This is a genomic window from Pantoea sp. RIT-PI-b, from assembly GCF_001187905.1.
GTDB classification, from domain to species: Bacteria; Pseudomonadota; Gammaproteobacteria; order Enterobacterales; family Enterobacteriaceae; genus Pantoea; species Pantoea nemavictus.
Genome location: NZ_LGIS01000017.1, coordinates 224,112 through 246,055, shown reverse-complemented (window position 1 = coordinate 246,055; position 21,944 = coordinate 224,112). Strand labels below are relative to the sequence as shown.

Annotated in this window: 19 protein-coding genes; 15 read left to right on the top strand and 4 right to left on the bottom strand. The window is 54.8% G+C overall.

The window, feature by feature from the left end:
- Positions 1–285: 285 nt before the first annotated feature.
- From fucO to AC790_RS11480, 3 genes are all read right to left on the bottom strand, one after another.
- The gene (gene fucO, locus AC790_RS11490; RefSeq protein ID WP_049851856.1) at positions 286–1,437 is read right to left on the bottom strand and encodes a lactaldehyde reductase; all 1,152 of its coding nucleotides are present in this window, start codon (positions 1,435–1,437) and stop codon (positions 286–288) included.
- A 199-nt stretch (positions 1,438–1,636) separates the two neighbouring features.
- Positions 1,637–2,320 (bottom strand): outer membrane protein, encoded by a 684-nt coding sequence (locus AC790_RS11485; RefSeq protein ID WP_036621691.1) that lies wholly within the window; start codon positions 2,318–2,320, stop codon positions 1,637–1,639.
- A 154-nt stretch (positions 2,321–2,474) separates the two neighbouring features.
- The gene (locus tag AC790_RS11480) at positions 2,475–2,768 is read right to left on the bottom strand and encodes a hypothetical protein (RefSeq protein ID WP_007891064.1); all 294 of its coding nucleotides are present in this window, start codon (positions 2,766–2,768) and stop codon (positions 2,475–2,477) included.
- Between the two features lie 552 nt (positions 2,769–3,320).
- Here AC790_RS11480 and otsB point away from each other — a divergent pair.
- From otsB to cheZ, 15 genes are all read left to right on the top strand, one after another.
- Positions 3,321–4,109: a trehalose-phosphatase gene (gene otsB / locus AC790_RS11475; protein ID WP_049851855.1), complete on the top strand. Its 789-nt coding sequence runs from the start codon at positions 3,321–3,323 to the stop codon at positions 4,107–4,109.
- Positions 4,106–5,545: an alpha,alpha-trehalose-phosphate synthase gene (gene otsA / locus AC790_RS11470; RefSeq protein ID WP_049851854.1), complete on the top strand. Its 1,440-nt coding sequence runs from the start codon at positions 4,106–4,108 to the stop codon at positions 5,543–5,545. Before otsB ends, otsA begins: the two co-directional genes overlap by 4 nt.
- A gap of 1,059 nt (positions 5,546–6,604) precedes the next feature.
- Positions 6,605–6,955 carry a flagellar transcriptional regulator FlhD gene (gene flhD / locus AC790_RS11465; RefSeq protein ID WP_007891053.1) on the top strand — a complete coding sequence of 117 codons (351 nt, stop codon included), beginning with the start codon at positions 6,605–6,607 and terminating at the stop codon, positions 6,953–6,955.
- Entirely contained in the window at positions 6,955–7,533 is a 579-nt protein-coding gene (gene flhC, locus AC790_RS11460) for a flagellar transcriptional regulator FlhC (protein WP_007891050.1), read from the top strand. The genes flhD and flhC overlap by 1 nt, the downstream gene beginning before the upstream one ends.
- Before the next feature lie 132 nt (positions 7,534–7,665).
- Positions 7,666–8,553 (top strand): flagellar motor stator protein MotA, encoded by an 888-nt coding sequence (motA, locus tag AC790_RS11455; RefSeq protein WP_007891047.1) that lies wholly within the window; start codon positions 7,666–7,668, stop codon positions 8,551–8,553.
- The gene (gene motB, locus AC790_RS11450; RefSeq protein ID WP_049851853.1) at positions 8,550–9,581 is read left to right on the top strand and encodes a flagellar motor protein MotB; all 1,032 of its coding nucleotides are present in this window, start codon (positions 8,550–8,552) and stop codon (positions 9,579–9,581) included. The genes motA and motB overlap by 4 nt, the downstream gene beginning before the upstream one ends.
- Positions 9,582–9,591: 10 nt before the next feature.
- On the top strand, positions 9,592–11,562 hold the full coding sequence (gene cheA / locus AC790_RS11445; protein ID WP_180823742.1) for a chemotaxis protein CheA: 1,971 nt from the start codon (positions 9,592–9,594) through the stop codon (positions 11,560–11,562).
- Between the two features lie 22 nt (positions 11,563–11,584).
- Entirely contained in the window at positions 11,585–12,082 is a 498-nt protein-coding gene (gene cheW / locus AC790_RS11440; protein ID WP_007892553.1) for a chemotaxis protein CheW, read from the top strand.
- Positions 12,083–12,248: 166 nt separating this feature from the next.
- Complete coding sequence (locus tag AC790_RS11435) at positions 12,249–13,922, top strand: methyl-accepting chemotaxis protein (protein WP_007892555.1); 1,674 nt, start codon at positions 12,249–12,251, stop codon at positions 13,920–13,922.
- Positions 13,923–14,241: 319 nt separating this feature from the next.
- Entirely contained in the window at positions 14,242–15,903 is a 1,662-nt protein-coding gene (locus tag AC790_RS11430; protein ID WP_007892557.1) for a methyl-accepting chemotaxis protein, read from the top strand.
- 241 nt (positions 15,904–16,144) lie between these two features.
- Positions 16,145–17,824 carry a methyl-accepting chemotaxis protein gene (locus tag AC790_RS11425; protein WP_049851852.1) on the top strand — a complete coding sequence of 560 codons (1,680 nt, stop codon included), beginning with the start codon at positions 16,145–16,147 and terminating at the stop codon, positions 17,822–17,824.
- Between the two features lie 103 nt (positions 17,825–17,927).
- On the top strand, positions 17,928–18,803 hold the full coding sequence (cheR, locus tag AC790_RS11420; protein ID WP_007892559.1) for a protein-glutamate O-methyltransferase CheR: 876 nt from the start codon (positions 17,928–17,930) through the stop codon (positions 18,801–18,803).
- Positions 18,800–19,849 (top strand): chemotaxis response regulator protein-glutamate methylesterase, encoded by a 1,050-nt coding sequence (locus AC790_RS11415; protein ID WP_049851851.1) that lies wholly within the window; start codon positions 18,800–18,802, stop codon positions 19,847–19,849. The genes cheR and AC790_RS11415 overlap by 4 nt, the downstream gene beginning before the upstream one ends.
- Before the next feature lie 39 nt (positions 19,850–19,888).
- Positions 19,889–20,278: a chemotaxis response regulator CheY gene (cheY, locus tag AC790_RS11410; RefSeq protein WP_007892562.1), complete on the top strand. Its 390-nt coding sequence runs from the start codon at positions 19,889–19,891 to the stop codon at positions 20,276–20,278.
- Positions 20,279–20,287: 9 nt separating this feature from the next.
- Positions 20,288–20,929 (top strand): protein phosphatase CheZ, encoded by a 642-nt coding sequence (gene cheZ, locus AC790_RS11405; protein WP_007892566.1) that lies wholly within the window; start codon positions 20,288–20,290, stop codon positions 20,927–20,929.
- 89 nt (positions 20,930–21,018) lie between these two features.
- Here the strand turns inward: cheZ and AC790_RS11400 are convergent, their stop codons facing one another.
- On the bottom strand, positions 21,019–21,840 hold the full coding sequence (locus AC790_RS11400) for a DeoR/GlpR family DNA-binding transcription regulator (protein WP_049851850.1): 822 nt from the start codon (positions 21,838–21,840) through the stop codon (positions 21,019–21,021).
- Positions 21,841–21,944: the final 104 nt, after the last annotated feature.

Below are 21,944 nucleotides of genomic sequence, written 5' to 3'. Positions count from 1 at the left end.
CAACAGAGAGAATAGATTTTGAATGTTTAAATTAATGACGATATGAAATGGAGGAGGGAAGGCGGGTAATGGACCTTTAACTCATCTACAGCGTGTCACGTAATTAATACTACTCCGACCAGCCGTTCCTGCAAGCGCACCGGGTGGGCTTAATTTACTATCTGCCGTTAAAATGAATAATATGCCGCAAGGCGAACTCCTGGTATAAATTAAATAAAGGGAGGGGCGTTGTTTTAATACAATATTTGACGGGTCACCATGGATGGCGACCCGATTTATGCCTGATTAATATAATTGGCGATAAAGTGACGTGATCGTCTCAATGCTGCACTCGCGCGGATTTCCGGCGGTACACACATCAGCATAAGCCGCGGCAGCTAATGCCGGCGCGTCCTGCTCCTGCATGCCGATGTCACGTAGCCGCAGCGGAATATCAATATCGCGGTTCAGCGAGCTGACCGCCTCGATGGCGAGTGCGCGCGCCTCGGTTAATGAACAGGCATAGGCGCCGCTAACGCCCAGCGCATGCGCAATATCGCGGTATTTCTCACCGGTGTGTTCAGCATTGAAAGCCATAATGTGTGGCAGCAAGACGGCATTGGCAATGCCGTGCGCGGTGCCATAAAAGGCACCCAGCGGATGCGCCATGCCGTGCACCAGGCCCAATCCGACATTCGAGAAGCCCATGCCGGCGATATATTGACCCAGCGCCATATCCGCCACGCCAGCCGGTACACCTGTTACCGAATCTCGCAGCGACCGGCCAATAATCTCTATCGCTTTGAGGTGGAACATGTCGGTCATCTCCCATGCACCGCGCGTGATATAGCCTTCAATGGCGTGGGTGAGCGCATCAACGCCGGTTGCCGCTTTCAGGCTGGCGGGCATGCTGGCCATCATGTCAGGATCGATAATGGCGATAACGGGAATATCATGCGGATCGTAGCAGACGAACTTACGCTTCTTCTCCTCATCGGTGATGACGTAATTGATGGTCACTTCGGCAGCCGTACCCGCGGTGGTAGGCACCGCAATGATCGGTACAGAGGGGCGGCGCGTGGCAGCACCGCCCTCCAGCATGCGCACGTCGCTAAACTCGGGATTGGCAATCATCATGCCGATGGCTTTGCAAGTATCCTGCGGGGAACCCCCGCCGACGGCGATCAGATAATCGGCGCCTGCACGACGAAAAGCCGCAACGCCGGCATGCACCACCTCTACCGTAGGATTGGGAATAACGTCGTCATAGAGGGCGAAACTGAGGTCGTGCTGCGTAAGCAGATCGGTGATGCGGGTGGCGACAGAAAACTTGATCAGGTCTTTGTCCGTCACCACTAATGCTTTGGTGAAACCGCGTTTGTTAATCTCATCGACCAGAGAATGGATGGCGCCGGAACCAAAGTAGGCGGTTTCGTTGAGGATCATTCTGTTAATCATGTTAATTACCTTCACGTAGATGCCAGATTTAAGTTTTTTCGATTAAATTCATCAAGATAAGATGTTTTAACCGTACCTAGATCTACGGGGTAACAGACATACAGATATTGCGTTTCCTCAAGTAAAGCGTGGTTTCCTGCTGGCTGGAATTGAGGAGGCAGACTTCCCCATCATGCGGGGAAGTCTGCCAATGCATTCATCAGAAGAGATAGCGTACGCCCAGCGTGAACTGGTTCTCGATCAGATGCGCTTTCATCTGCTCGTCTTTCAAGCCACGGGCATTGACGAAGTTGTTATAGCCGCTCTCAATTTTACCCATATCCACATAGCGATAACCGACATCAACGCTAACGCGCTCAATCGGCGCATAGCTGACGCCCGCACCAATGCTGTAAGTCAGGTTATTTTGCGTGCTGGAAGCATACTCACGCGTAACCACGCCCTGCCAGCCGCCCGCCTGAATACGGCTGAAGCCAAGGCCAGCGGTACCGTACAGCGAGAAGTTGTAGCCGAGTTCATAATCGCGATACAGGTTGAACATCAGGCGCTGCACGTTGGTTTGCAGATGGTTATAGCTGGTGGCAAAGGTGGATGAACCGCTGGTGAACTCCGCGCCCTGACCAAAGGTGTATTCACCCTCGGTGCGCCAGCCATTACCCCATTGATAACCGAGTGCCAAAGCGGCGTTAGCCTGGTGTGCGGTCTCATTACCCGCGACAAACTGACCTACGCCAGGACGGGCGCTGGTGTTCATCTCTTTGGCATTGATCTGGCTTTGCAGATATTTGGCTGAACCGTAATAGCCTTCGTCAGCATTTGCCGCAACCGCTGCACCTGCGATCATCATTAAAGGCAGTGCACCGCATAACATTTTCAGTTTCATTTGCATCCATTCTCTTCGTCAGTGGAAAGGGGGAACGTGGCTGTTCCGTGTGACGAATCATATGCAACACATTGAGGGGAAAAAATGCGGTTGAATACGCAGGAGAATAGGTAGAACTACGCAGCGAGCACGCCGGCGCACCGGCGCGCAACCCTCACGACCCTAAACGCATGCTCTCGGCGCGTTTAGCGGTGTCATAGACATATTGCAGCATCGGTTCGAGATCGGTATCGGGCCCGGAACTGATGATCTTGCCGCGCAGCCACTCGATCTCGCTGGTGATATCTGGCGGGAAAATGGTGTTGTTCTGCGCGTTGCGCAGCCATTTGAGCAGAAAGTTGTTTTTACCGCGCACGCCGCCAGACTTCTTGTTTTTGGCGTTGATTTTCAGCGCGATCAGAATGCAGTAATAGAAGTGCACGCGTTGGCTGTAACTCTGCGGGATCATCTACGCTCACCCACCACAACAGTATGAAAATGTGAAGTCGATCGGTTTTCCATCTTGCGGATTCCTGCCTGAAGCGATCTAAAAGCGCTGATTTATGCTCTCAAGAGCCGTATCTCCACGCTGTAGCCGCGCGGTAAACGCACCATATGATAATCCGCGTGGCGGATGCAAGTCGGCTTAATCTGGGAAATTTCGCGCCGCATGGGCTGATTTCTCCCAGTCACTGGTGCAGGAAAAATAAGCGAAGCGTATGAAAAAGCGCGGAGGCAATCTTTTTGCTGCATAGCGGTTAAAACGGCCACTTATCCTATAGCGAAGCCGCGCGTATCTGGCAATATCGTGATCTACGTCTACACTTAAAGCTGACGATGTTCGCTGTCAGGTTGCCATGTCAGTCTAAATCATGTTTGTTTGTGGAGAGTTTGCTATCGAAATTCCGTGTTATCGTCAAAATCTCCTCGCACACAATTCTGCGGTTTTTTTCCGCTTCCATGATTCAGCCTGCCTCCGAACATCCTGTAATCTTAAAACCTACAACACAGGAGGAGAGTCGTGACCCCCGCGGTTAATCAGAACAGCACGTTGCCGTCGCTAAGCGGCGGACTTTATGCCTTCTTTTTTGATGTCGACGGCACGTTGGCAGCGATTCAGTCGCAGCCCGAGTCGGTTTCAATCCCCGCCTCGGTACGCCAGCTCCTGCAACAAATTTCTAATCTTAGCCACGGCGCACTGGCACTGGTGTCTGGCCGTCCAATCGTGCAACTCGATGCCTTAGTCGCGCCGCTTGAAGCGCCCGCGGCGGGTGTGCATGGCGCTGAACGTCGCGACGCTACCGGTCGCGTGCATCGCCACAGCCTGCCGGGCGATATTGCGCAAACGCTGCAAATTGAACTGCAGCAGACGCTGGATCAGTGGCCCAACACGCTGCTGGAAGTGAAAGGCATGGCGTTTGCGCTGCACTATCGCAATGCGCCGCAGTATGAGAAGGCCATCATGCAGCTGGCGGAAGACGCCGTCGCACGTTTCCCTGATCTGGCGCTGCAGCCCGGCAAGTGCGTGGTGGAGCTGAAGCCGCAGGGCATTGATAAAGGTGCCGCCGTGCGTGAATTTATGCAGGAAGCACCCTTTGCCGGACGCATTCCGGTATTTGTGGGAGACGACCTGACAGACGAAAAAGGATTTCTGGCGGTCAACGCCATGCAGGGGATTTCTGTCAAAGTCGGTGAAGGTGCCAGCCATGCACGCTATCGCCTGAACAGCGTTGAGGCCGTATGGCACTGGCTTGAACAACTATTATTACAACTAGAACATGACAATGTTGGTAAGGAGTTTAGGTTATGAGTCGTTTAGTCGTCGTATCTAACCGTATCGCGATTCCCGATGGTAGCAAGGCCAGCGCAGGCGGACTTGCTGTCGGTATTTTGGATGCACTGCGAGATACCGGAGGATTATGGTTTGGCTGGAACGGAGAGATCAGCGAATTCTCGGGTGAAGATGAGGATGAAGAGCTCACTCAGCTGGAAAAAGACGGAATTACCTACGCCTCGCTGCCGCTCAATCAAAACGATTACGATCAGTATTATCTGCAGTTTTCGAATACAGTGATTTGGCCCGCTTTCCACTATCGTCTCGATCTGGTGCAGTACCAGCGCGAAGCGTGGGATGGCTATTGCCGCGTGAATACGCTGTTGGCCCAGCGTCTTAAACCGCTGCTGAAGCCCGATGATGTATTGTGGATCCACGATTATCATCTGCTGCCGTTTGCTGCCGAGTTGCGCAAATTGGGCATCAACAACCGTATCGGCTTCTTCCTGCATATTCCGTTCCCGACGCCAGAAATCTTCAATGCGTTACCGCCTCATCAGGAGCTGCTGGAGATGCTGTGCGACTATGATCTGCTGGGCTTCCAGACAGAATCCGATCGCGTGGCCTTCCTCGATAGCTTAAGCCAGCTGACGCAGCTGCAGAATAAAGGTGAGAAAAAGCATCGCGCCTTTGGCAACACCTTTATGACCGAGGTGTATCCGATTGGTATTGAGCCTGACACCATCAAAGAGATGGCAGAAGGGCCGCTGCCGCCGAAAATGGCCGCGATGAAGCGCGACCTCGGCGATCTGCAGAATATCATCGCCTGCGAGCGCCTGGATTACTCGAAAGGTTTGCCGGAGCGTTTCCTCGCCTTTGAAGCCCTGCTGGAGAATTTCCCGCAGCATCGCGGCAAAATTCGCTACTCGCAGATTGCACCCACCTCGCGTGGCGATGTGCAGGCCTATCAGGACATCCGTCATCAGCTGGAAACGGAAGCGGGGCGCATTAACGGCAAATACGGCACGCTGGGCTGGACACCGCTCTACTATCTGAATCAGCACTTTGACCGCCGCCTGTTAATGAAGATCTTCCGCCTCACCAACGTTGGCCTGATTACGCCACTGCGCGATGGCATGAACCTGGTAGCGAAAGAGTATGTGGCGGCGCAGGACCCGGATAATCCTGGCGTACTGGTGCTGTCGCGCTTTGCCGGTGCCGCGAATGAACTGACCTCGGCGCTGATCGTCAATCCCTACGATCGGGATGAAGTGGCTGCCGCGCTGGATCGCGCCTTAACCATGTCGCGCACGGAACGTATTTCGCGTTATAACGACATGATGGCGGTGTTGCGCAAGCAGGATATTTCACATTGGCGTGAAAGTTTCCTGAAAGATTTAAATACGTTGCCGGTACGAAGCGATGATCACGGTACGGAAAATAAAGTCGCTACCTTTCCGAAATTAGCTTAAATAATAGGGTGCGCATTAATGCGCACCTTACAAACTTACTGTAGGGTCGCCATTTATGGCGACCACCTCGCACTTAACTTCCTGACCTAACGCCACCTTTCGCGACTTCACTCCCGCTGCGTTGCACAGCGTTTTCACGCACCACCCTAACTTCACGAAATCGATTTCATTTCGTTAAGCGCTAATCGGCTGACTCATCAGTAAAAATCGCACATTTTGGTTAAAAAGCGCGCACACAACCCAGTAATCACGCTTTTTTTATCGCTGACCCTAAAGATTTCCGGTGGCACGCCGATAGTTAGCGCGTAGCAAACCGTAAAATGGCCAATTCATTCATTTCTCTAATGTAACGCTCTGTTACATACCCTGCCGTGCGCTAAACACTCCCTACAATCTACTGACAGTTCCCAGGCGCTCTGCGTCCAGTCTTCACGCTTCGCTAGCGTCTCGCTTTAATCCTCCTCAGCAATATTCCCTGTAAGTGATTAATTTAGAAGCGAATAATTTCAGCTGTATTCAGAGTATTATGCTGCTTATATCTCATTATATAGCGCGTTATAGCCCGATAATCGCAACGGAACAGATAACTGATCGCGTGGTAATGGCAATCTGCCACAGAGGCTAAAATCCGTCGCAAATCAGCAAAATATTAACGAAATAATCCGATTTAGTGCAAAAAACGCACAACAGAAAAGCGATGCTGAAGGTTTGTGAAAAAAATTTGCCTTAAAAGTGTGATGTAGATCACACTTTATCTAAAATTTCGCGCCACTCACGTTGTATGTCGAAATCAGACGATATAGATTTGCGTTGTTTTCGGATTAGTCTTAAAAACTGTAAGCAGACGTCACGGAAGATGGTTACAACTCAAGCAAAGAATGGCCTGGAGTTTTGATTACTACTGATCAGTGTCCTGACGGGAAGTGAAACAGTTAGGTACGCGTTGGCTCAAGCCTGATTATTTTTTGCCATCTTTAGATTTACCAACCAGCAGCCCGAACCATAGAACAATTTAATTCTGTGGCCGTATATGTGTCGCGTCTATCAGGATGGAAAAAAATGGGTACATCAGAATTACTAAAACATATATATGACATCAATCTGTCATATTTGCTTCTTGCTCAGCGTTTAATTAACCAGGAAAAAGCTTCAGCAATGTTTCGTTTAGGCATCGATGAATCGATGGCCGATGCATTGTCGCAATTAACCTTACCGGAGATGGTAAAATTAGCGGAAACCAATCAACTGGTTTGCCAGTTTCGTTTTACCGACCACAACCATATTAATCGCCTGACGCAAGAGTCACGTGTGGATGACTTGCAACAAATCCATACCGGCATTTTATTATCCAGCCGCTTACTGCGGAATGCGTCGAAAGATGACATCTCTGCGAAGAAGAGGGCTGTTTAATGGCCGAAAAAAGTATTGTTCAGGAAGCGCGCGATATTCAGCTAGCAATGGAGCTGATTACCTTGGGCGCACGACTGCAAATGCTGGAAAGTGAAACCCAGCTGAGCCGTGGTCGCCTGATTAAACTGTATAAAGAGTTGCGCGGTGCACCACCACCGAAAGGCATGCTGCCATTCTCCACTGATTGGTTCATGACCTGGGAACAAAATATTCACTCCTCAATGTTCTGTAACGCCTGGCAGTTTCTGCTGAAAACCGGGTTGAGCAATGGCGTTGAAGCGGTGATCAAAGCTTACCGTTTGTATCTTGAGCAGTGTCCGCAATCGGACGAGGGCCCGCTGTTGGCGCTAACGCGTGCATGGACCCTGGTGCGATTCGTTGAAAGTGGCATGCTGGAATTGTCTGACTGCAAGTGCTGCGGTGGCAGCTTTATTAACCATGCGCATCAGCCAGTGGGCAGCTTTGTTTGCAGCCTGTGCCAGCCGCCATCACGTGCCGTAAAAAGACGTAAACTTTCTGCAGATTCTGCCGATACCTTTCCACAACTGCTGGATGAACAGGTTAAACGCGCCGTTTAAGTTTGTTCGCATCGTGGAAAACATCCAGCAGCGGTTAATACCGCTGCTTTTTTTTTGCCTGCGATAAACGAATAACACCTGCGGCTCTCTGGCTTAACTTCCATCAACACGTTACGGACGTAAGGATTTTTTGTGCTGATAATTCTGGGTTATATCGTGGTCGTCGGCTCCGTGTTGGGCGGCTACGCGATGGTCGGCGGACATTTAGGCGCGCTATATCAGCCGGCGGAGCTGATCATTATCGGCGGTGCCGGTATCGGTGCCTTTTTAGTCGGCAATAATGGCAAATCGATCAAGAAGACATTAAAAGCGTTGCCATTGTTAATGCGCGGCTCGAAATATAACAAAGCTGTATACATGGATTTAATGGCGCTGCTCTATCGCCTGATGGCGAAATCCCGTCAGCAAGGCATGCTGTCATTAGAACGTGATATTGAAGACCCAAGTCAGAGTGAAATTTTCGCTAACTATCCGCGTATTTTGTCCGATAAACAGTTGGTCGATTTTATTACCGACTATTTACGTTTAATGGTCAGCGGAAATATGAACGCCTTCGAAATTGAAGCCCTGATGGACGAAGAGATTGAAACCTACGAGCACGAGTGCGAAGTACCAGCGCAAAGTATATCGGCCGTGGGTGACGGCTTACCGGCTTTCGGCATCGTTGCCGCGGTAATGGGCGTGGTGCATGCACTGGCGTCGGCCGATCGTCCGGCCGCAGAGTTAGGTGCGCTGGTTGCCCACGCCATGGTCGGTACCTTCCTCGGGATTTTGCTGGCCTACGGCTTTATTTCGCCGCTGGCCTCGGTACTGCGACAGAAATGTGCCGAAACCACCAAGATGATGCAGTGCGTAAAGGTGACATTGCTCTCCAGCCTGAACGGCTACGCGCCGCAAATCGCGGTGGAGTTTGGACGTAAAACGCTCTATTCCGCTGAACGTCCGTCGTTCTCCGAGCTGGAAGAGCACGTTCGTAACGCCAAGAACCCGGCGAAACAAACTTCGGATGAGAATTCATGAAAGCTGGCAATCGCCCCATTGTGCTGGTTAAAAAGCGCAAACATAAAGGTCACCATGGCAGCCACGGTTCGTGGAAGATTGCCTATGCCGACTTTATGACGGCGATGATGGCGTTCTTTATGGTGATGTGGCTGCTCTCCATCTCCAGCCCGAAAGAGTTAGTACAAATTGCCGAATACTTCAAAACGCCGCTCAAAGTGGCGTTAACCGGCGGTCAGCGCAGCAGCGACAGTGAAAGTCCGATCCCGGGCGGCGGCGATGATCCGACGCAGCAGAAGGGCGAAGTGAAGAAAATTGTCGATATGGATGCACAGAAGAAAAAGCTGGAGGAGATTCGCCTGAATCGCCTGCGTGAAAAGCTCGATCAGCTGATTGAAGCCGATCCGCGTCTGAAAGCGCTGCGTCCGCACCTGATTATCAACATGGTGGAAGAGGGGCTGCGCATTCAGATTATCGATAGCCAGAACCGCCCGATGTTTAAAACCGGTAGCGCAGACGTTGAGCCCTATATGCGCGACATTCTGCGCACCATTGCGCCGCTACTGAATGATATTCCGAACAAAATTAGCCTGTCAGGCCACACCGACGATATCCAGTATGGCAATGGCGATCGCGGCTACAGCAACTGGGAGTTGTCGGCCGATCGTGCCAACGCCTCACGCCGTGAGCTGATGATCGGTGGGCTGGACGGCAGCAAAATGCTGCGTGTGGTCGGTATGGCCGACACCATGAAGCTGAAAAACCGTGGTGCTAATGATGCAGTCAACCGCCGCATTAGCCTGCTGGTGTTGAATCACGACACCGAAGCGGCGATTGAAAAAGAGAATGCCGAGAGCGATGCCGTACAGGTCAGCGACCCGGCGCAAATTATTCCCGACATTACCGCACCCGCCGTACCGGCTGCGCCGACTGCCCCAACAGGTTCCACTGCGACACCGGCTGCGCCGGCGGCTGCGACGGCACCTGCGGCAGCGGCGACGCCCGCGGTGAGCGTGGTGACACCAGACCAACCCTCACAGCCGAGGTGATCCCGTGAGCATGGACATCAGCGATTTTTACCAGACGTTTTTCGATGAAGCCGATGAGCTGTTAGCGGATATGGAGCAACACCTGTTGGGACTCGATCCCCAGGAGCCCGATTCCGAGCAGTTGAATGCCATCTTCCGCGCCGCCCACTCCATCAAGGGCGGAGCCGGTACGTTTGGCTTTACGGTTTTACAGGAAACCACCCACATCCTGGAAAACATTCTGGATGGTGCGCGCCGCGGCGAGATGCAGCTCAGCACCGATATCATCAACCTGTTTTTGGAAACCAAAGATATTATGCAAGAACAGCTCGATGCCTATAAAACGGCGCAGGAGCCCAACGCAGAAAGCTTTAAATACATCTGCGAAGCGCTGCGTCAGCTGGCACTGGAAGCGAAGGGCATCGCGCCTGAAGCGCCAAAAGTCGCCGAAGTGATTGACATCGCTGCACCGGTTGCCGCCGCAGGTCTACGCCTGCAGCTGGTTGATCTGAAAGAGAAAGAGCCGGAGCTGATGCTGGAAGAGCTCGGCAATCTCGGCACGGTCAGCAACGTGGTAAAAGGCGCTAACTCGCTCGAAGTGACCATCGATGGCGTCGGCAAAGATGACATCGTCGCCGTGCTGTGCTTTGTGCTCGATGAAGCGCAGATCCACTTCCCGGCAGGCGCGGCGGCCGTGGCCGAAGCGCCGGTGGTGGACGTGGTCGCTGAAGCGGTGCAAACCGCCACCGTTACCGAGATTACGCCGGCAGCGAAACGTGAACCTAAGCGTGCAGCGGCACCGGCCAAGGGCAGTGAATCCAGCAGCATCCGCGTGGCAGTGGAGAAAGTGGACCAGCTGATTAACCTGGTGGGCGAACTGGTGATCACCCAATCGATGCTGGCGCAGCGCTCCGGCGCGCTGGATCCGGTGGCGCACGGCGACCTGCTGAACAGCATGGGCCAGCTGGAGCGTAACGCCCGCGATCTGCAAGAGTCGGTGATGTCGATTCGTATGATGCCAATGGAGTATGTCTTCAGCCGCTTCCCGCGGCTGGTGCGCGATTTGGCCAGCAAGCTGGGCAAAGAGGTGGAACTGACGCTGCTTGGCAGCTCGACCGAACTGGATAAGAGCCTGATTGAACGCATCATCGATCCGTTAACGCACCTGGTGCGTAACAGCCTCGATCACGGTATCGAAACCCCGGAAAAACGTCTGGCTGCCAGCAAAACGGCAGTCGGTAACCTGACGCTGTCCGCGGAACATCAGGGCGGCAATATCTGCATCGAAGTGATCGATGACGGTGCCGGCCTGAACCGTGAACGTATCCTGGCTAAAGCGCTGTCGTCTGGCCTGCCGGTGAGCGACAGCATGAGCGATGAAGAAGTCGGCATGCTGATCTTCGCGCCGGGCTTCTCCACCGCCGAACAGGTCACTGACGTGTCGGGCCGTGGCGTGGGCATGGACGTGGTGAAACGTAACATTCAGGAGATGGGCGGCCACGTCGAAATCTCCTCGAAGCAGGGCAAAGGCACCACTATTCGCATCCTGCTGCCGCTGACGCTGGCGATCCTCGACGGCATGTCGGTGCGCGTGGCCAACGAAGTGTTCATTCTGCCGCTCAACGCGGTGATGGAATCATTGCAGCCAACCGCTGAAGAGTTAAAACCGCTGGCCGGTGGCGAGCGCGTGCTGGAAGTGCGAGGCGAGTATCTGCCGCTGGTTGAGTTGTGGAATGTGTTTGAGGTGCAAAACGCCAAAACCGACGCCACGCAAGGCATTGTGGTGATTCTGCAAAGCGCAGGCCGTCGCTATGCGCTGCTGGTCGATCAGCTGATTGGTCAGCATCAGGTGGTAGTGAAAAACCTTGAAAGCAACTATCGCAAAGTGCCGGGGATTTCAGCCGCCACCATTCTGGGCGATGGTAGCGTGGCGCTGATTGTGGATGTCTCAGCACTGCAATCGTTGAACCGTGAAAAGCGTGTGGCCGGTGCCGCAGCGTAATAGATAACGAAAGGGTAAAAAAATGACTGACATGGCAACCGTGACCAAAATCGCTGGCGAAACCGTCGGCCAGGAGTTCTTAGTTTTCACACTGGGTGACGAAGAGTACGGCATCGACATTCTGAAAGTGCAGGAGATCCGCGGCTACGATCAGGTAACCCGCATCGCGAACACGCCAGAGTTCATCAAAGGCGTCACTAACCTGCGCGGCGTGATTGTGCCCATTATCGACCTGCGCGTGAAATTCTCGCAGCCGGACGTGGATTACAACGAGAACACCGTGGTGATCGTGCTGAATCTTGAGCAGCGCGTGGTGGGGATTGTGGTTGACGGCGTTTCTGACGTGCTGTCGCTGACTCAGGAGCAGATTCGTCCTTCTCCGGAATTTGCGGTCACCATGTCTACCGAGTACCTGACCGGTCTGGGTGCGCTGGGTGAACGTATGCTGATTCTGGTCGACATCGAAAAGCTGCTGAGCAGTGAAGAGATGGCGCTGGTGGATAACCTGCGTACCGCCTAATCACATCAACGGGCCGCGCTGCTGCGGCCCGTTATCATCACGCACGTTAATTAATTTGTTGTAAATCAACAACAAAACTGCAAAAACCCTGCTTTTCTCCTCAATATTCCCCGCCGTAAGTCGATAACTGCTCTGCACGATTTTTCTTCATTTTCCAGGGCAAACTATGTTTACAAGAATCCGCGTTGTCACCAGCTTACTGCTGGTGTTGTTGGTATTTGGTTTTCTGCAATTGGCATCCGGCTCGCTGTTTTTTAAAGCGCTAAGTGATGACAAAAACAGTTTCAACGTTTCACAACTGGCGAGCAAAAACACCGCCGCCATCAACGACGCTTACATGAGCCTCAATCAGAGCCGTGTGGTGTTAACCCGCATTCAGTTGCGCATGGCGACCAGCAAGCTCAGCGGCAGTGAAGCGGATGTGGCCGGTTTATATAACGACAGCAAAGCCTTCCAGAAAGAGGCCGCTGATAACTATCAGCTGTTTAAAGCCACGCCGGATACGCCGGGACAGGATGCCGCGCTTAACAAGCGTCTGGATGACACCTATTCTGCTTATGCCAGCGCGCTGGGCCAGATGCAGGATGCGCTGGTAGCACAAGATCTGGTGCAGGCCGCGAAAGTGCCGGTGGCGCCAAGCCAGAGTGCGTTCCTGAAAGAGTACCGCCAGTGGCGTGCCGATCAGGACCGTTTGACGGCGACCGGCGTCGCCGCCAACAGCTCTGCCTACGATCATATGATCTGGCTGCTGACTGCGGTGTTGGCGATCGTGGTGGCGGTGATTGTGCTGTGCTGGTTTGGCATGCGCAAAATTCTGATCACGCCGCTCAACCACAACATTCAGCATATTCAGCACATTGCGCAGGGCGATTTAACGCAGCACATTGCGGTTGTCGGGCGCAATGAAATGAGCCAGCTGGCGCAAAGCCTGCATGATATGCAGCAGTCGCTGGTACGCACGGTAAGTGATGTGCGTGACGGATCGGATGCCATCTTTACCGGAGCCAGTGAGATTTCGGCGGGCAATAACGATCTCTCGGCACGTACCGAAGAGCAGGCGGCCTCGCTGGAGCAGACCGCCGCCAGCATGGAACAGCTGACCGCCACCGTGAAGCAGAACGCGGAAAATGCGCGTCAGGCTTCGCAGCTGGCGCTGAGTGCCTCTGAAACCGCGCAGAAGGGCGGCGATGTGGTGCAAGGCGTGGTGCGTACCATGAGCGACATCGCCGGCAGCTCGAAGAAGATTGCTGACATCACCAGCGTCATCGACGGCATCGCCTTCCAGACCAACATTCTGGCACTCAATGCGGCGGTAGAAGCGGCGCGTGCCGGTGAACAAGGCCGTGGATTTGCGGTGGTAGCAGGCGAAGTGCGAAATCTGGCGCAGCGCAGCGCACAGGCGGCCAAAGAGATCAAAGGGCTGATTGAAGACTCCGTCAGCCGCGTTAACAGCGGCTCGGCGCTGGTGGGTACCGCCGGTGAAACCATGAGCGATATCGTCAATGCGGTCACCCGCGTGACGGATATTATGGGCGAAATTGCCTCGGCATCGGATGAGCAGAGTCGTGGTATCGACCAGGTGGGTCAGGCGGTGACGGAGATGGATCGTGTGACGCAGCAGAACGCCTCGCTGGTAGAAGAGTCTGCCGCAGCGGCGGCCTCACTGGAAGAGCAGGCCAGCCGCTTGAGCCAGTCGGTGGCGGTGTTCCGCGTACCGCGCGCGGCACAAGCACAGCCGAAAGCCGGCGTGCGTCATCCGCAGATTGCACCGCCCACCTTGAGCGCACCGCGTAAAGCGGTGATCGCCGCTGCAGGCGACAGTAATTGGGAAACGTTTTAAGTTTCGGCGTCGTCGGTCCCTCACCCCGGCCCTCTCCCGCGAGCGGGAGAGGGAGACGCTGCCACATGTAAGCTCGATCGGTTCCCTCTCCCATTTGTGGGAGAGGGTTAGGGTGAGGGACAAACCGCACCTCACCCAATGCGCCTTTATCGCTCACCCGATAAAGGCGCATTTTTTTTACTGTTAATTTTTTTACTTATAAAACACTGCAATCATGCTAAAACGCAGAGTTTTAATTTGTAAAGTCCCTTCAGCGCCCTGAAAAATTCAGAATATTGGTCGATAACGGGGGGAGCCGAAACGCATTTCTGGAGATCCCATGTTAAAACGAATCAATGTAGTGACCAGTTTAATCGCCGTATTGCTGGTATTTGGTGCTTTACAGTTACTTTCGGGTGGCCTGTTCTGGTCCGCCTTGCAAAAAGATAAAGAGGCGTTTGCCGTTGCGCAGATCTCAACCAACAACGTAGGGGCGATGTCCGACGCCTGGATTGAATTAAACCAAACCCGCACGGTACTCAATCGCGCGATGTTGCGCATGCAGGGCAGCATGGCCGCGCAGGCCAACGGCGGCCAGCTGGGAGCGTTAATTGCGCAAACGGAAAAACAGCTCGATGTCGCTGCCGGCCACTATCAACGCTACTACGACTTGCCCGCCACGCCGGGCTTGCCGGAAGCGCTGCGCGATAAGCTGGAAGCGAACTATGCCGCTTTCAACAACGGGCTGAAAGCGATGCTGGAGCGCCTGAAAGCCAACGATCTGCAAGGCATGTTTGCGCAGAATATCGAAGCGAAACAGGTGGCGATGAAAGCCACCTACGAAGAGTGGCGTACTGCGCAAAGCGAACTGGCAGCAGAAGGTGTGGCGCAGAATCAGCGTGCCTTCCATACCATGATGTGGCTGCTGGCATCAGTGATGCTCGTGGTGGTTGCGGTGATTATCGGCTGCTGGTTTGGTTTACGCAGCGTGCTGATTCAGCCACTGCATCAGTTGCTGGGCCATATTCGTCACATCGCCGCGGGCGATCTCACCCAAACCATCGTGGTTGAGGGGCGAAATGAGATGAGCCAGCTGGCGGGCAGCCTGCATGAAATGCAGCAGTCGCTGGTCAGCACCGTGGGCAATGTGCGCGACGGTTCCGATGCCATTTTCACCGGTGCCAGTGAAATCGCCGCCGGTAATAACGATCTTTCGGCGCGTACCGAAGAGCAAGCCGCGTCACTGGAACAGACCGCAGCCAGCATGGAGCAGTTAACCGCTACCGTGAAACAGAACGCCGAAAACGCCCGTCAGGCCTCGCAACTGGCGCTCAGTGCATCCGATACCGCGCGCAAAGGCGGTGAAGTGGTCGATGGCGTGGTGCGTACCATGCAGGATATTGCCGGTAGCTCGAAGAAGATCGCCGACATTATCAGCGTCATTGATGGAATTGCCTTCCAGACCAACATCCTGGCACTCAACGCTGCGGTGGAAGCGGCTCGTGCCGGTGAGCAGGGGCGTGGTTTTGCCGTAGTGGCAGGCGAGGTGCGCAATCTGGCACAGCGTAGTGCGCAGGCGGCGAAAGAGATCAAAGGCTTGATTGAAGACTCGGTGAATCGCGTCAACAACGGCTCGCAGCTGGTGGGGACCGCCGGTGAAACCATGAATGATATCGTCGGCGCCGTCACACGCGTCACCGATATCATGGGCGAGATCGCGTCGGCATCCGATGAACAGAGCCGCGGTATCGATCAGGTGGGACAAGCGGTGACCGAGATGGATCGCGTCACGCAGCAGAACGCCTCGCTGGTGGAGGAGTCCGCCGCTGCCGCCGCGTCACTGGAAGAGCAGGCCAGTCGCCTGAGCCAGTCGGTATCGGTATTCCGCATTCCGCGTGCCGCTCAGGTGCCACCCGCTAAAGCCACTCTCGCCCGTCAGATCGCCAGCGCACCGCGCAAAGCAGCGGCGGCGGTGAGTGAGGGTAACTGGGAGACGTTTTAAGTTTCGGCGTCGCTGCCCCTCACCCCGGCCCTCTCCCGCAAGCGGGAGAGGGAGACGCTGCCATATGTTAGCGCGATCGGTTCCCTCTCCCACTTGTGGGAGAGGGTTAGGGACAGCGAGCACATCCCCTATTTATCCTTACTCCTCCTTAATTCCCGCTGGTCCAACCCCTGCGAACACACATAAAGATCCCCTCGCGCACGCCGATAACAGGAGCGATCCGCCAACCAATGAGGTGTTTATGTTTAGTCGTATTCGTGTTGTTTCCGGCTTGCTGTGCGTGCTGGCGCTGTTTGCCTTACTGCAGCTGTTTTCCGGGGGAGTGTTCTATTCCACGGTGAAAGCCGATAAAGATAATTTTGCCTACAACCAGCGTCTCAGCACGCTGCAACGGGCGATGGGCACCTCATGGGTATCGCTGGTTCAGGCGCGTAACACGCTGAACCGTGCGGGGATCCGTTACCTGCTGGATAGTCAGCAGGCGGGCTCGGGTGCGACCGTGAAAGATCTGGTGGCGCTGGCGAGTGAGGAGTTGAAGAACGCAGATGCAGGTTTCGCCGAATTTAACGCCAATCTGTCTGAAAAGGGCAAAACGGCGGAAAACGTGCTGACGCTGCAGGCCAACTACAACGCCTATCGGGGGGCATTGGGTGAGTTGATTGATTTCCTCGGTAGCGGAAATTTCAAAGGATTTGTCGATCAACCGACGCAGGGATTCCAGGATAAGTTTGCCAAAGATTACAACGCCTGGCTGGGCTACAACATCGAGCTGGCTAATAAGGGCGTCGAAGCCAATAACGCGGCCTATACCCAATCAATCATGCTGGTGGTCGGCACGCTGCTGGTGACCTTGCTGGTGATTGCATTGGTGTGGAGCGGCATGCGTTCGGTGCTGATCCGTCCGCTGAAGCAGAGCATTGAGCATATCCGCCACATCGCGCGGGGTGACTTAACCCAGCAGGTGGAGATCAACGTGCGCAATGAGATGGGCGAACTGCTCACGTCACTGCAGGAGATGCAGCAAGCGCTGGCGCGGACGGTGCGTACCGTGCGTGATGGTTCTGATGCCATCTACACCGGTGCCAGCGAAATCGCTATGGGCAACAACGATCTCTCTTCGCGTACCGAGCAGCAAGCGGCTTCGCTGGAAGAGACCGCCGCCAGCATGGAGCAGCTCACCGCCACCGTGAAGCAGAACGCCGAGAATGCCCGCCAGGCCTCACAGCTGGCGTTGACGGCGTCTGAAACCGCGCAGCAGGGTGGCAAAGTGGTGGATGGCGTAGTCACCACCATGAAAGAGATTACCGGTAGCTCGAAGAAAATCGCTGACATCATCAGCGTGATCGATGGTATCGCCTTCCAGACCAATATCCTCGCACTGAACGCTGCAGTAGAAGCCGCGCGCGCCGGTGAGCAGGGCCGTGGTTTTGCCGTGGTAGCCGGTGAGGTGCGCAGTCTGGCACAGCGCAGTGCTCAGGCGGCGAAAGAGATTAAAGGATTGATCGAAGATTCGGTCAGCCGCGTCAACACCGGTTCCGTGCTGGTGGAGAGCGCCGGGGAAACCATGACCAACATCGTCAATGCGGTGACGCGCGTTACCGACATCATGGGCGAAATCGCCTCGGCGTCGGACGAGCAGAGCCGAGGTATCGATCAGGTCGGTCTGGCGGTCAACGAGATGGATCGCGTGACTCAGCAGAACGCCGCGCTGGTTGAAGAGTCGGCGACTGCAGCGGCGGCGCTGGAAGATCAGGCCAGCCGACTGAAACAGTCGGTTGCGGTGTTCAATATTGGTAAAGAATTTGTCGTTCAGGCCGTTAACGTATCTACAGCGGCAAAAAATTTGCGTTCGGGAGCGCCAAAAGCCTTGGCACAACCGGCAGGCGCACGTAGCACAGACGATAACTGGGAAACCTTTTAATCCTTGTGGCCGCCGCAAGGCGGCCCATAAGCATGGCGCGACTGGCAGCACAGTAGCAACCGCAGTATCACAATTTAAACAGTTTGTTGCCGGGTGACCTGAAATGAAGAAATCGACGTTATTAGATCAAAGTGAAGCGACCACGCTGCTCTCGCAAATGGTGCAGCGCTTGCCGCTCTCAGATACTCATTTTCGTCGTATCAGCCAGCTGATTTATCAGCGAGCGGGCATTGTGCTGGCCGACCATAAGCGCGAGATGGTTTACAACCGTTTAGTGCGTCGTCTGCGCATGCTGAATATTGATGACTTTGGCCGCTATCTGGCGCTGCTGGAGCAGGACCAGAACAGTGCCGAGTGGCAGGCGTTTATTAACGCGTTGACCACCAACCTGACCTCTTTCTTCCGCGAGGCGCATCACTTTCCGATCCTCGCGGATCATGCGCGTAAGCGCACGGGTAATTACAGCGTCTGGAGCACCGCCGCCTCAACCGGCGAAGAGCCGTACTCCATCGCCATGACGCTGGCAGAAACGCTGGGCACCGGTCCGGGTAAGTTCCAGGTGCACGCCAGCGATATTGATACGCAGGTGCTTGAGAAAGCCGTGGCAGGCGTCTATCGCCAGGAAGAGCTGCGCACCTTGTCGCAGTCACAGCTGCAGCGCTTTTTCCTGCGCGGCACTGGCCCGCACGAAGGCATGGTGCGGGTGCGTTCTGACCTCGCCAACATGGTGAACTATTCGCAACTGAATTTACTGGCCAACGACTGGGCGTTGCCGGGTCCGTTCGACGCGATTTTTTGTCGCAACGTGATGATCTATTTCGATAAAGAGACGCAGGAACAGATTCTGCGCCGTTTCGTGCCCCTGCTGAAGCCCGGCGGCCTGCTGTTTGCCGGACACTCAGAGAACTTTAGTCAGATCAGCAAAGAGTTCTGGCTGCGTGGACAGACAGTCTATGGACTGAGCAAGGAAAGACGATGAGCAAAATCACCGTGATGTGCGTGGATGACTCTGCGCTAATGCGACAGTTGATGACGGAAATCATCAACAGCCATCCCGATATGGAGATGGTCGCGAGTGCGCCAGATCCGCTGGTGGCGCGGGATTTAATCAAACAGTACAACCCGCAGGTGTTGACGCTGGATGTAGAAATGCCGCGCATGGATGGCCTCGATTTCCTCGAGAAACTGATGCGCCTGCGTCCAATGCCGGTGGTGATGGTGTCATCGCTGACCGGTAAAGGATCCGAAGTGACGCTGCGCGCGCTGGAGCTGGGCGCGGTGGATTTTGTCACCAAGCCGCAGCTCGGCATTCGTGAAGGCATGCTGGCCTACAGCCAGATGATTGCCGACAAGATTCGCGCCGCAGCGCGCGCCAAACTGCATGCGCGTGCGGCCATGCCGATGCCGGTAACCTTGAAAGCCGGTCCGCTGTTGAGTAGTGAAAAGCTGATAGCCATTGGCTCATCCACCGGCGGCACCGAGGCGATTCGCCATGTGCTGCAGCCGCTGCCGGCCACCAGTCCGGCGCTGCTAATTACGCAACATATGCCGCCAGGCTTTACCCGCTCGTTTGCCGAGCGACTGAACAAGCTGTGCCAGATCACCGTGAAAGAGGCGGAAGACGGCGAGCGTATTCTGCCGGGCCATGCCTATATCGCGCCGGGCGCGATGCACATGGAGCTGGCGCGTAGCGGGGCGAACTACGTAGTGAAACTGAATGACGGTCCGCCGGTGAATCGACACAAGCCATCGGTTGATGTGCTGTTCCGTTCGGTGGCGGTCCATGCAGGACGAAATGCGGTGGGTGTGATCCTGACCGGGATGGGGAACGACGGCGCCGCCGGGATGCTGGAAATGCATCGCGCGGGCGCCTGGACCATCGCGCAGGATGAAGCCAGCTGTGTGGTATTTGGCATGCCGCGCGAAGCGATTGCGATGGGCGGCACCAGTGAAGTGGTCGATTTGGGCCACATCAGTCAGCACATGCTGGCGAAAATTAGCGCCGGACAGGCATTGCGAATTTAACGAGCCCGTCCTGCTGGACGAGACAACACAGGAGTAGATATGGCTGATAAAAATATGCGCTTTTTGGTGGTGGATGACTTCAATACGATGCGTCGTATCGTCCGTAACCTGCTGAAAGAGCTGGGATTCAATAACGTCGAAGAGGCAGAAGACGGCGTTGATGCGCTAACTAAACTGCGTGCGGGCGGCTTTGATTTCGTGGTGTCGGACTGGAACATGCCCAACATGGACGGTCTGGAACTGCTGCAGACCATTCGTGCCGATGCGGCGCTGAGTAAACTGCCGGTGCTGATGGTCACGGCGGAAGCGAAGAAAGAGAACATCATCGCGGCCGCGCAGGCGGGTGCCAGCGGCTACGTAGTGAAACCGTTCACTGCTGCCACGCTGGAAGAGAAGTTAGGCAAAATATTCGAAAAACTGGGTATGTAAGGAGATGTGATGAGCGACCTTCCGAAATCAACCGAAGAAGCCTCGGCACACGACATTATTACCCGTATCGGCTCACTGACGCGCATGCTGCGTGACAGTTTGCGTGAGCTGGGGTTAGACCAGGCGATTGCTGAAGCGGCGGAAGCGATTCCTGACGCGCGCGATCGTTTGGATTATGTTGTGCAAATGACGGCGCAAGCGGCTGAACGTGCGTTGAACTGCGTTGAAGCAGCGCAGCCACACCAGGACCAAATGGAAGCCAACGCCAACCAGCTGAAAGGCCGCTGGGACGCATGGTTTGAAAATCCGATTGAACTGACAGATGCGCGCGAGTTGGTTTCGGATACGCGCCAGTTCCTGACTGACGTTCCGGGACACACGTCGTACACCAATAAGCAGTTGCTCGAAATCATGATGGCGCAGGATTTCCAGGACCTTACCGGTCAGGTGATCAAGCGCATGATGGATGTGATCCAGGAGATCGAGCGTCAGTTGCTGATGGTGCTGCTGGAGAATATGCCAGAAGCGAACGCGGCAGCCCGTAAGGATGCGACCAGCCTATTGAATGGTCCGCAGATCCATGCCAATGCACCGGGCGTGGTGGCGAACCAGGATCAGGTTGATGACCTGCTGGATAGTTTAGGGTTTTAATGCTTTAACTCGTGGTCGGCATGAATGCCGACCCTACGGGGTTTTTGTAGGGTGGGCATTTATGCCCACCTGGTCAAAGAGTGCACCAATCAGGATGCCGCACGTTTTTTTAACCCTTCCACTCCCGCCACCAACACCTGCACCCCCAACGCCTCAAACGCCGCGACCTGCGCCGGTGAAATCCCGCTATCGGTAATCAGATAGTGAATATGGCTCCAGTCGCACGGCAGGGCGAACATCGACACCTTATCAATCTTGCTGGAATCCGCTACCACGTAAACGGTGCTGGCCGATTTGATCATCGCCATCTTCACTTTGATATCGGTCTCGCTGGGAAAGCTCAGCCCCAAACGCGGCGAAATACAGGCGGTGGCGAGAAACAGCTTCTCCGCCAATACGTTTTCGAAAAAAGAGGCCGCTTTCTCACCCGAGGTCGATAGCGTCGGGAACTTGAAGGTGCCGCCGGTCAGCAAAATATTAATCCCCGGTTCGCCGCCCAGCTTTAGCGCAATATTAACGGCAGTGGTAATCACTGACAGACGCCGAATATGACTAATCGCCTCGGCGATTGCCGTGGTAGTAGTGCCGGAATCGAAAATCACCGTATCGCCATTCTCCACATGCTGCGCGGCAAGGCGTCCAATCGCCTGTTTTTCGTCGAGATGCGTCTGGCGCTCCAGCAGCATTGCACCGCTATTTTGCTTACCGGTCATCAGCGTGGCGCCGCCGTGATAACGCTGCACATGACCCTCTTGCTGCAACATGCGCAGGTCGGTGCGGATGGTGGCTTCGGTCAGGCCAAAGGTATCGGTTAACGCTTTTACCGTGACGGTGCCGTCTTCGCGGATCATCTCCAGAATCTTCTCACGGCGAAGCTGCATATCAGCCAGCTGCTCAGTTTTGCTTTTCAATCGAAACGCTCCCTCTTTCCAATCACGGTCTGGTCTCGCCAATAAGGAAACCCGAGCTGATTTTACTCTGCGTTTTTGGTATTTGCGAGGCAGCTCGCAAGCTC

What these genes read in the sequence shown, in the direction of transcription:
- cheW (WP_007892553.1), top strand. Translation starts at nt 11,585, where the DNA reads ATGACTGACATGGCAACCGTGACCAAAATCGCTGGCGAAACCGTCGGC.
- otsA (WP_049851854.1), top strand. Translation starts at nt 4,106, where the DNA reads ATGAGTCGTTTAGTCGTCGTATCTAACCGTATCGCGATTCCCGATGGT.
- cheZ (WP_007892566.1), top strand. Translation starts at nt 20,288, where the DNA reads ATGAGCGACCTTCCGAAATCAACCGAAGAAGCCTCGGCACACGACATT.
- cheA (WP_180823742.1), top strand. Translation starts at nt 9,592, where the DNA reads ATGGACATCAGCGATTTTTACCAGACGTTTTTCGATGAAGCCGATGAG.
- AC790_RS11415 (WP_049851851.1), top strand. Translation starts at nt 18,800, where the DNA reads ATGAGCAAAATCACCGTGATGTGCGTGGATGACTCTGCGCTAATGCGA.
- flhC (WP_007891050.1), top strand. Translation starts at nt 6,955, where the DNA reads ATGGCCGAAAAAAGTATTGTTCAGGAAGCGCGCGATATTCAGCTAGCA.
- AC790_RS11430 (WP_007892557.1), top strand. Translation starts at nt 14,242, where the DNA reads ATGTTAAAACGAATCAATGTAGTGACCAGTTTAATCGCCGTATTGCTG.
- fucO (WP_049851856.1), bottom strand. Translation starts at nt 1,437, where the DNA reads ATGATTAACAGAATGATCCTCAACGAAACCGCCTACTTTGGTTCCGGC.
- cheR (WP_007892559.1), top strand. Translation starts at nt 17,928, where the DNA reads ATGAAGAAATCGACGTTATTAGATCAAAGTGAAGCGACCACGCTGCTC.
- flhD (WP_007891053.1), top strand. Translation starts at nt 6,605, where the DNA reads ATGGGTACATCAGAATTACTAAAACATATATATGACATCAATCTGTCA.
- motB (WP_049851853.1), top strand. Translation starts at nt 8,550, where the DNA reads ATGAAAGCTGGCAATCGCCCCATTGTGCTGGTTAAAAAGCGCAAACAT.
- AC790_RS11485 (WP_036621691.1), bottom strand. Translation starts at nt 2,320, where the DNA reads ATGAAACTGAAAATGTTATGCGGTGCACTGCCTTTAATGATGATCGCA.
- cheY (WP_007892562.1), top strand. Translation starts at nt 19,889, where the DNA reads ATGGCTGATAAAAATATGCGCTTTTTGGTGGTGGATGACTTCAATACG.
- AC790_RS11480 (WP_007891064.1), bottom strand. Translation starts at nt 2,768, where the DNA reads ATGATCCCGCAGAGTTACAGCCAACGCGTGCACTTCTATTACTGCATT.
- AC790_RS11435 (WP_007892555.1), top strand. Translation starts at nt 12,249, where the DNA reads ATGTTTACAAGAATCCGCGTTGTCACCAGCTTACTGCTGGTGTTGTTG.
- AC790_RS11425 (WP_049851852.1), top strand. Translation starts at nt 16,145, where the DNA reads ATGTTTAGTCGTATTCGTGTTGTTTCCGGCTTGCTGTGCGTGCTGGCG.